A 402-nucleotide genomic window follows, 5' to 3' on the forward strand; every position below is an offset into this window, starting at 1 on the left:
GTCGGTCAGCGAGTAAAACGGGACATTGCCGTGGTCGGCATTCGGATATTCCCGGAAAAATACGGCGGTCCCGCGCCTGTCCAACTCTGCCGCCATTTGTTCGGCCTGCCCTGCCATGTCGCGTTCTTCCCTGCGTTTGCAACCGCTGCTCCGCTCGAGTGCGCCGATGTTGAGGCAGGCATCGATGCCGTCCAGCCGGTTTTCAGACGGCATAAAGTCGAGTATCCGCCTGTTGTGCCACCAAATCGAGGGGATACGAGCCAATGCCGTCTGAAACAGCGGTGGGAAAGCAGGGAATACAGTCCGAACAGTGCGCCGAACGAGTGTCCGAATACGGCGGTTTCATTACGGTTAAGGGTGTAGCGGCTTTCTAAAAAGGCGGTCAGTTCGCTGTCGATAAAG

General features: G+C 57.2%; 1 protein-coding gene. It reads right to left on the reverse strand.

Annotation, left to right across the window (positions count from 1 at the left end; translation table 11 throughout):
* A partial coding sequence (locus RM704_RS45870) for a hypothetical protein (RefSeq protein WP_498076471.1) occupies positions 1-213 on the reverse strand: 213 nt, incomplete at its 3' end.
* Positions 214-402: the final 189 nt, after the last annotated feature.

It is taken from the genome of Streptomyces gottesmaniae (assembly GCF_031845845.1).
GTDB classification, from domain to species: domain Bacteria; phylum Actinomycetota; class Actinomycetes; order Streptomycetales; family Streptomycetaceae; genus Streptomyces; species Streptomyces akebiae.